The organism is Zunongwangia atlantica 22II14-10F7 (genome assembly GCF_002094855.1).
Lineage (GTDB): Bacteria > Bacteroidota > Bacteroidia > Flavobacteriales > Flavobacteriaceae > Zunongwangia > Zunongwangia atlantica.
In genome coordinates this window covers 1-9,039 of sequence record NZ_ARYN01000035.1, presented here as the reverse complement: position 1 = coordinate 9,039, position 9,039 = coordinate 1, and the positions used below count along the sequence as shown (strand labels likewise).

Here is a 9,039-nt window from a genome sequence, read left to right as displayed (position 1 = left end):
AAGAGTGATATAGAGAAAATAGCAAGTTCCAGAGATAAATATTTAAAATTTGAGGTCTTGACTTCCCATGAATCATTTAAAATCATGGAAGAATTCGCTCATTCACTTGCGGATTTAGCTATGAAAAATAAATTAATTCAAATTTTACAGCAGCGACATCCCTTTAGGCATTTTAAACATACTATTGATCATTCAGAGTTCAGGGAAGACTGGTTTACATTCAAACAGCAATTCATTGAAAAACTGATCATTGAGACGTTCCAAATGCACACTTCTTCCGAAGAGTAAATTTCTTAAGAAAACATATCATCGAGATCCTTCATCATGGATTGATACTTCCGATGATATAGCATGATTTCTCCCTCCATATTACTAAAACTGCTCATTTGAAATTTCTGATTTTTAAAGAGTAATAGTTTAGGCATAGACCACAAATTCTCCGGGTTTTAATTTAAAAAAACTACTGTCACGGATTTTAGTCACTTCGCGTTCACCTTTGGTCACCCGGGTATTAAAATCAAGCCCCTCGTCAGGAATCGAACCTAAGCACGCAAATTACTTTTTTTCAGTGATTTACAGAGTTTAGCCGTTTGAATGTTGACGATCTGTGAACTTTTAGAGAATGATTTGATCTTTCATATATCAAATTTAATCAAAATAAAACAACTAAAATAATGATTACTAAAGGGCTCTATTATATTCGAATTAAAAACCACTACGCTCTCGATTTACTCTACAATTTAAAATACATTTCTAAAAAGTGATATTAATTTTTTTGCTTGCAAACTTTTTAAATAATTCAATATACTTAAATTAGAATGTATAAACCTACTTCAAAGAGAGCCTGGTAAATAAATTGCAAAATTATTGTACTTATGTATGCGATAGATAGTTAACTTAAATACACTTTAAGCTACTTTGTTAAATTCTCAGTATCCTTATTTATGGTATAGATAAAAGGACTGAACATCTTAAGATAAACAGTCACAACTCAAATCAGTACTACTCTGAAGCTGATTGATTACAATTTTAATATTCTGATTCCAATCTTTACAATTTCAATTATTTTACTTTCACCCTATATATAGTTCATCCTTAAAATCACTTTAAACTTCTTTTTTATCCGGGCATTCGTCTATTTCACTTTCTATAGAACCTAAACTTATCAAAATTTGTACATCATTTAAAGAAAAAGAGATGTACAACAAAATAGTCATATTAATTATTATCCTTATCGGTTTTTCTGCCTTTGCACAGGTCGAGATCCCCAGCGTTAATGACAGCTCGAAAACCCAAATTCCTGAAGACAATACCTGGAGTTTAAAGGAGTGTTTAGCCTATGCTAAAGAAAACAGTCTTACCGTTTTGGATGCTGAGTTAGACGAAAGTAGCGCACAGGTAAATTACAAACAATCCAAGCAGCAACGACTACCAAGTCTTACCGGAAGTTTATCTGAAAGTTTTAATAACGGTTATAGTATCGATCCTATTACCAGCGATTATGTAAACCAACAAATTTATTCTACAAGTACGGCCCTAAGTACAAGTGTAACATTATATCAGGGAAGTCAGTTAAACAACCAGATCAAACAAAATAAATTATTATTAGATCAAAATTCACTTTTCGTACAAGAGGCTAAAAACAACATCACGCTAAGTATTACAGAAGCCTATCTAAACGCATTATACTATAAGGAAGCTATTTTAACGGCACAAAATACATTAGATGGTTCTGCCAAAGAAGTTGAGGTGGCAAAAGCACGGTACGAAGCAGGATCTATTGCCAAAAAAGATTATTCAGATGTTTTATCGCAACAGGCCTCAAATAAATATAATCTCATTATAGCTCAAAATAATTATGATTCTCAGCTTCTAACATTAAAACAATTACTGGAAATCGATGGTACGATGCCATTTGAAATTGAAGAGATAAATGCTGAAGATGAAATTAATTATGCCGTGTTTGAAACTGAAGAACAGATTTATAACAATGCATTAGAAAATTTACCATCTATAAAGGCACAACAGCTGGATGTAGAAATTTCAGAAAAAGATATCGATATCGCAAAAGGTGGTTTTCTCCCAACACTTTCGTTCTCCGGAAGTTTAGGGAGCGGTTATACCAGCACTCAGGATCTCACATTTTCAGATCAGTTCGACCTCAACTTCAATCAGCGGGTTGGTCTTAGTTTAAGTATACCGATTTTCAGTAAAGGTCAAAATAAAGCTGAAGTTCAAAATGCAAAGATCAATGTAGAAAAATCCAAAATAGCATTAAGAACGGTAGAAAAAGAACTGTACCAAAAAGTCGATAATGCCTGGCGAAATTCAGTTTCAGCACAAGAACAGCTAAGCGCAGCTAAAGTTGCCAGGGATGCCTCTTACCACGCCTATCAATTGGCACAAAAGCAGTACGATGTTGGCGCAATAAACACTACAGATCTTATGCTTAGCCAAAACACCTATACCAATGCGCAGCAAACTTACACACAGGCAAAATACTTAAGTATTCTGTACAAACAACTATTAGAATTTTATCAGGGAAACGAAATCAATTTATAACAAGATGAAAAAGAATAAAAACAAAATAATCATTGCCGTTGTAGCGATTATCATCATTATGGCAGCCTACTTTTTTTTCTCCAGAAGTGATACCGGAAAGATAACTGTAGAAACTGTGCGCGTAAAAGAAGATAATATCACGAACATGGTAACTGCAACCGGAACTGTAGAACCTCTTACTGAAGTAGAGGTTGGTACCCAGGTTTCTGGCGAAGTAGATAAGATCTATGTTGACTATAATAGTGAGGTTAAAAAGGGAGACCTATTAGCCGAAATTGATAAAACCAATTTAATTTCTTCGTTACAACAGGCTCAGGCAAATTATAATAATGCCGTGACCGAAAGGGATTATTATAAAAAGATCTATACACGCCAAAAATCGCTTTTTGAGCAGGAAGTTATTAGCCAGTCCGATTACGACGATGCCGAGTATAACTACAATAATTCACAAACGGCGGTAACTCAGGCATTATCAACGTTACAGGAAGCAAAAACAGATTTAGGCTATGCAGATATCTACTCCCCTATCGATGGCGTTGTATTATCTGTTGAAGTTGATGAAGGACAAACCGTAGCTGCCAGCTTTGAAACACCAACACTGTTTACCATTGCCAAAGATCTTAGAGAAATGCAGGTAGAAGCCGATGTAGATGAAGCAGATATTGGGCAGGTAGATGAAGGACAACGAGTAAGCTTTACAGTAGACGCCTATCCTACAGAAACTTTTGAAGGAGAAGTTACACAAGTTCGCTTAAACCCTACCGAAGAAGAAAATGTAATCACTTACACCGTGGTCATCAAAGCTCAAAATCCAGATCTTAAATTAAAACCAGGACTTACCGCAACGGTAGCTATTTATTATCAGGAATTAAAAGATATCCCCACAATAGAAGCAAAAGCAGTCAATTTTCAACCAAATAATGAAACTTTAAAAACTTACGAATCACAAAATGGCTTAACCGCAACTATGCGCTCGCCTGAAGAAGACATGCAAACTTTTGCAAATGGTAATACAACTGTGTGGGTATTGCAGGAATCTGGAAAGATTATATCCAAAAAAGTGAATTTAGGCGCCAGCGATGGGGTTAATGTACAAGTTTTAGATGGCTTAGCTTTAAACGAGAAAGTAGTTTATGGTTTAAAAGAAAAGAATGAAGTATCTGTGGATGGTGCCCGTAGCCCTTTTATGCCGGGACCTCCGGGATCTGACGATGAGGAAGATAAGGACGAAGACTAAATACTACTAAAAATGAGCAATCTTATAATAAATATAGAAAACTTAAAAAGGGAATTCGTAATGGGCCAGGAAACGGTACATGCGTTAAAAGGAATTTCCTTTGGAGTAGAACAGGGCGAATTTGTAACGATCATGGGATCTAGCGGATCGGGAAAAAGTACGATGCTAAATATCCTTGGTTGCCTGGATCGCCCAACTTCCGGAAGTTATGAAATAGACCAGGTTTCTGTTGGTGAACTTACAAAAAATGAATTAGCCAAAATCCGAAATGAAAAGATCGGGTTCATTTTCCAATCCTACAATCTGCTGGCACGAACTTCAGCCATAGAAAATGTAGAGTTACCACTACTGTATAATAGTAAATATTCTTCAGAAGAGCGCAGAAACAAAGCTATTGAGGCTTTAAAAATGGTTGGTTTGGGGCAGCGTTTAGATCATACGCCTGCCCAGCTTTCCGGGGGACAGCAACAACGAGTTGCCATTGCAAGATCTTTGGTAAACGATCCCGTAGTAATCCTGGCAGATGAAGCTACCGGAAATCTTGATACCAGAACATCCTACGAGATCATGGCTCTTTTTCAGGATCTAAACAAACAGGGAAAGACCATTGTTTTTGTTACCCACGAAGATGATATTGCTGCTTTTAGCTCCAGAACTTTAGAGTTTAGAGATGGTAATGTGATTAGCAATAATGTTAATCGAAATATTTTAAGCGCTCAAAAAGAACTGGATGCGCTACCTAAAAAAGAATAAATATGAAAATTCTCAATTTGCTGAAAATCGCATGGAGAGCGATCAAATTAAATAAATTAAGAACCTTCCTTACTATGCTGGGTATCATAATAGGGGTCGCGGCGGTCATTACTATGTTAGCCATTGGGGAAGGTTCTAAAAATAGTATTCGCACTCAAATTTCAAGCATGGGTTCTAATATGATCACCATAAGACCGGGAGCGGGAATGCGTGGCGGTGTGCGTACAGATCCCAGTGAAATGCAATCGATAAAGATCGAAGATTACGAAGTTATAGCCAACAAATCTTCTTTGCTTACTAAGATTTCTCCCGTAGTTAGCGGTAGCGGACAGGTAATCACCGGTGCCCAAAACTGGCCTTCTACAATTTATGGTGTAAGTGAAGCTTACTTAGATATTAGAGCATTAGAGATCGAAGAAGGTAGTATGTTCACACAATCTGATGTTCGTAGTGCCGCCAAGGTTGCGATCATTGGGCAAACTATTGTCGAAAACCTGTTTCCTGATGGAGAAAGTCCTATCGGGAAAATGATACGTTTCAATAAAATTCCATTTAAGATCATTGGTGTTTTAGCTTCTAAGGGAGAAAATACTTTTGGCCAGGATCAGGATGACCTTTTGGTAGCTCCATATACCACGGTACAAAAAAGAATCCTGTCAATTAATTATCTAAATTCTATAGTAGCTTCTGCAATTAGTGAAGAGCAGGCAAACGATGCAGTAAAAGAAGTTACTCAAATTATGAGAGATCAGCATAGTATTTCTAATCCCGCTGAAGATGATTTTAATGTATTCTCTATGGAAGAATTGATCTCTATGTTCAGCTCTACCAGCGAAATGCTTACACTGTTATTAGTAGCCGTTGCGGCGATATCACTTCTTATTGGCGGTATCGGGATTATGAATATAATGTATGTATCTGTTAAGGAAAGAACCAGGGAGATAGGATTGCGGCTAGCAGTTGGCGGTCGCGGAATGGATATTCTTATTCAGTTTTTAATCGAGGCTATTTTAATTAGTATTACCGGCGGACTTATAGGGGTTACATTAGGATTTTTAAGTACCTTTTTAATTTCTAATATTTTAAGCTGGCCAACACAAATCACCTTATATTCGGTAATAATTTCGTTTGGCGTTTGTGCCATAACCGGTATTTTCTTTGGATGGTATCCAGCAAAAAAAGCATCTATACTAGATCCAATCGTAGCTTTAAGATATGAATAGAACAAAAAATCTTTTTAATAATAAGGGAATTGTAATACTGCTACATGGTTTAGTATGGGCAGTATTATTCCTATTTCCTTATTTGCTTAGCGGCAATCAGGTCGATATTTATCGAATTTCAGAAAGTATCTGGATCCCGCTTATACTATACGCATTCTTATTTTACGTAAATTACTTTTTACTGATCGATCATTACTTATTCAGTAAAAAAATCCCGGTATATATCCTTGTCAATATTCTATTAATTGCATTGCTTTTTTTAGTAAGTGATTGGACAAAGTCTTTCTTTCCAAGAGAGCCACGACCTAAAGATCTGAATCTTCCGCCAGAGAAATTTTTCATTTATTTAAACTCCATTTCGTTTTTAATTCCGCTTATCTTTTCAATTTCCTTAAAAACTATTGAAAGATGGCAACGTACCGAAAATCAAAGAAAGGAAGCTCAAAAGATCAAATTAGAGAGTGAAATTCAGCATTTAAAATATCAGCTTCAGCCCCATTTTTTTTTCAATTCCTTAAATAATATTTATGCGTTAGTCGATATTTCTCCTGAAAAAGCAAAAGAAAGCATTCACAGTCTTGGTAAGCTTATGCGCTATTTACTTTATGAAACCAATGTTGAGCTGGTCCCTCTTCAAATGGAAATCAATTTTATGCAAACCTATATCGAATTAATGCAGCTAAGGTATTCTAAAAACATCCTTATAAATTACAGTTTTCCAGAAGTAAGCGAGCAGATTAAAGTCGCACCTTTAGTATTTATCACCTTTATTGAAAATGCTTTTAAACATGGCGTTTCTTCAGGAAAAACTTCAGAAATCAATTTTAAGATCGAAATAGACGAAAGGGATATCACATTTTGCTCGGTTAACGACTTCTTACCAAAGGATAAATCAGATAAAAGTGGCTCCGGAATTGGGCTGGTAAACCTGCAAAAACGCCTGGATCTTATTTATCGCAACGAATATCTTTTAGAAACTCGTAGAAAAAACGATCAATTCATTGTAAATTTAAACATTCCGGTAAAGTAGTAAGATGCAGAATAACTTGCTTAAATGTTTAATCGTTGATGACGAACCCATGGCTTTAGAACTTCTGGAAAGTTACGTCTTAAAAACACCGTTTTTAGAACTTAAAGGAAAATGCCAAAGTGCGCTGGAGGCGTTGTCACTTATTAATAGACAACAAATCGATCTTATATTTTTGGATATCCAAATGCCAGATCTTAATGGTTTAGAATTTTCTAAAACCCTTTCTAAGGATACCCGAGTAATTTTTACGACCGCATTCGATAGATACGCTTTAGATGGGTATAAAGTTAATGCTATAGATTACCTTCTAAAACCTTTTAATTATACTGAATTTCTTAATGCTGCGAATAAAGCGAAAGATTGGTTCGAACTAAAAAATAAGCCTGAAAATCCTAAAATTTCAGCTGCAAGTAATAGTCAGTTTCTTTTCGTAAAAACCGATTATAAACAGAAGAAAATAGCCTTAAACGAGATTCTTTATTTTGAAGGTTTAAAAGACTATGTAAAGATCTTCCTGAAGCTTGAAACCAAGCCTATTTTAACGATCAAAAGTCTGAAATCTTTGGAAGAAGAACTAGCTACCGATAAATTTATGCGTGTACATCGCTCCTTTATCGTAGCTCTAGATCATATTGATGAGGTAGAGCGTAACCAAATAATTATTGGCGATAAAAGGATTACTGTTTCTGAAGCCAACAGAGAAAAATTTCAGGAGTTTATAAATAATTCCTCGCTGTAGTTTTTCATAAGACTCTTTTAAAAATTGAACAAACCTTCCAAATTTGTATTTGACCTCCTCCCATATTTAGGTACTGGTCATAACTAGAGAATCTGGGCTATTTTCATTGATTTCAATGTATTCATTGGGTGACATGTCACCCAATGAGCTGTGTGGTCTAAACCCGTTATAGTCTTCCCTCCAAATATCGAACTTTTCTTGAGCATCTTCCAAAGAGAAGAACCAGTTTGTATTTAAACATTCATCTCTGAAAGATCCATTGAAGCTTTCTATAAATGGATTATCAGTAGGTTTTCCGGGTCTTGAGAAGTCTAATTCAACATTGTTTTCATAAGCCCATTTATCCAATACTTTACTGATAAATTCACTTCCATTATCTACTTTTATGCGTATAGGATAAACTCTTGCACTAGTAACTAAATTATCCATCACCCCAACAACATCACTTCCTTTAAGGGATTTTCCTGCATATATAGATAAACATTTACGACTGTAATTATCCACTACAGTTAAGGCTCTGAAACGGCTTCCATCGTAGAGTTGATCTGTCACAAAATCCATACTCCAGCACTCATGTAAACTAGAGGCATTACCAAGAGCAGGTTGTCTATGGGCTGCACACCGACTTCTTTTAGGTCTCTTAGATCTGAGGTTTAAACCTTCTTCGCAATACACTCTATAAACGCGTTTATGATTATCCATAAAGCCTTCCCGGCGAAGCAAGATATAGATCCTCCAAAACCCATAGCGTACCCGTGTTGCTGCTATTTCTTTCATTCTCATACGCAGCAATTCATCTCCACGTTCTTTGGGTGTATAATAAAAAACGCTTTTGTGCAGCAATATTAGACGTACACAACGATTGATGGAAATATTATATTCCATACGGATATTGCTGACCATCTCCCGTTTTCGAGACGGCCTTAGAACTTTCCTGCCTGCCGGCAGGCAGGTTTTTAAGTACGTCCTGAAGAATCTGCTTGTCATGACTTAAATCAGCTACAAGCTTTTTAAGCTGCGCATTCTCCTCCTCCAAGTTTTTGAGCCTTCTCAGTTCAGAGACACCCAGACCACCGTATTTTTTCTTCCAATTGTAAAAGATAGCCTCGCTGATTCCCATCTTGCGACAGACCTCAGAAAGACGTGTTCCAGTCTCAACCTGTTTGATCGCAAATACAATCTGCGACTCGGTGTATTTTGATCGTTTCATAAGCAAATAATTTATTTAAAGTTAAACATTTATTTGCCAGAAATACTCTAGTTTTTATTAGTCCGATTTAATGGGAGGAGGTCAAAGATGACATACATATCATTTCAAGAATCTCAAACATCATAACAGGTTTGTACTATTCTACCTTACTTGTTCATTTTCAGTTCAATCACTAACATTTTTAAAAATGTTTACTATAAAGTCATTAAATACTATTAGAATTTAAATGGCTTAAGAAAACATATCATCGAGATCTTTCATCATGGATTGATACTTCCGATGATA

The 9,039-nt window shown here is 35.8% G+C and carries 7 protein-coding genes and 1 pseudogene; 7 read left to right on the top strand and 1 reads right to left on the bottom strand.

The genetic code is table 11. The features are described from left to right. From IIF7_RS20075 to IIF7_RS20045, 7 genes are all read left to right on the top strand, one after another. On the top strand, nucleotides 1-288 hold a 288-nt coding region (locus IIF7_RS20075; RefSeq protein ID WP_217806699.1), incomplete at its 5' end, for a UPF0158 family protein. 909 nt (nucleotides 289-1,197) lie between these two features. Next, a complete protein-coding gene (locus IIF7_RS20070) occupies nucleotides 1,198-2,562 on the top strand; it encodes a TolC family protein (protein WP_084843474.1) in 1,365 nt (454 codons plus the stop codon). A gap of 4 nt (nucleotides 2,563-2,566) precedes the next feature. Then, a complete protein-coding gene (locus tag IIF7_RS20065) occupies nucleotides 2,567-3,799 on the top strand; it encodes an efflux RND transporter periplasmic adaptor subunit (RefSeq protein WP_084843473.1) in 1,233 nt (410 codons plus the stop codon). 12 nt (nucleotides 3,800-3,811) lie between these two features. Continuing rightward, nucleotides 3,812-4,552, top strand: a complete 741-nt coding sequence (locus tag IIF7_RS20060) for an ABC transporter ATP-binding protein (protein ID WP_084843472.1) — start codon at nucleotides 3,812-3,814, stop codon at nucleotides 4,550-4,552. Nucleotides 4,553-4,554: 2 nt separating this feature from the next. Continuing rightward, nucleotides 4,555-5,775: an ABC transporter permease gene (locus IIF7_RS20055; protein ID WP_084843471.1), complete on the top strand. Its 1,221-nt coding sequence runs from the start codon at nucleotides 4,555-4,557 to the stop codon at nucleotides 5,773-5,775. After that, nucleotides 5,768-6,805, top strand: coding sequence for a sensor histidine kinase (locus IIF7_RS20050; protein ID WP_084843470.1), 1,038 nt, complete (start codon nucleotides 5,768-5,770; stop codon nucleotides 6,803-6,805). The genes IIF7_RS20055 and IIF7_RS20050 overlap by 8 nt, the downstream gene beginning before the upstream one ends. Before the next feature lie 4 nt (nucleotides 6,806-6,809). Further along, the gene (locus tag IIF7_RS20045) at nucleotides 6,810-7,544 is read left to right on the top strand and encodes a LytR/AlgR family response regulator transcription factor (protein ID WP_084843469.1); all 735 of its coding nucleotides are present in this window, start codon (nucleotides 6,810-6,812) and stop codon (nucleotides 7,542-7,544) included. Between the two features lie 66 nt (nucleotides 7,545-7,610). Here IIF7_RS20045 and IIF7_RS20040 read toward each other — a convergent pair. Further along, nucleotides 7,611-8,754: pseudogene (locus IIF7_RS20040) on the bottom strand (IS3 family transposase). Nucleotides 8,755-9,039: the final 285 nt, after the last annotated feature.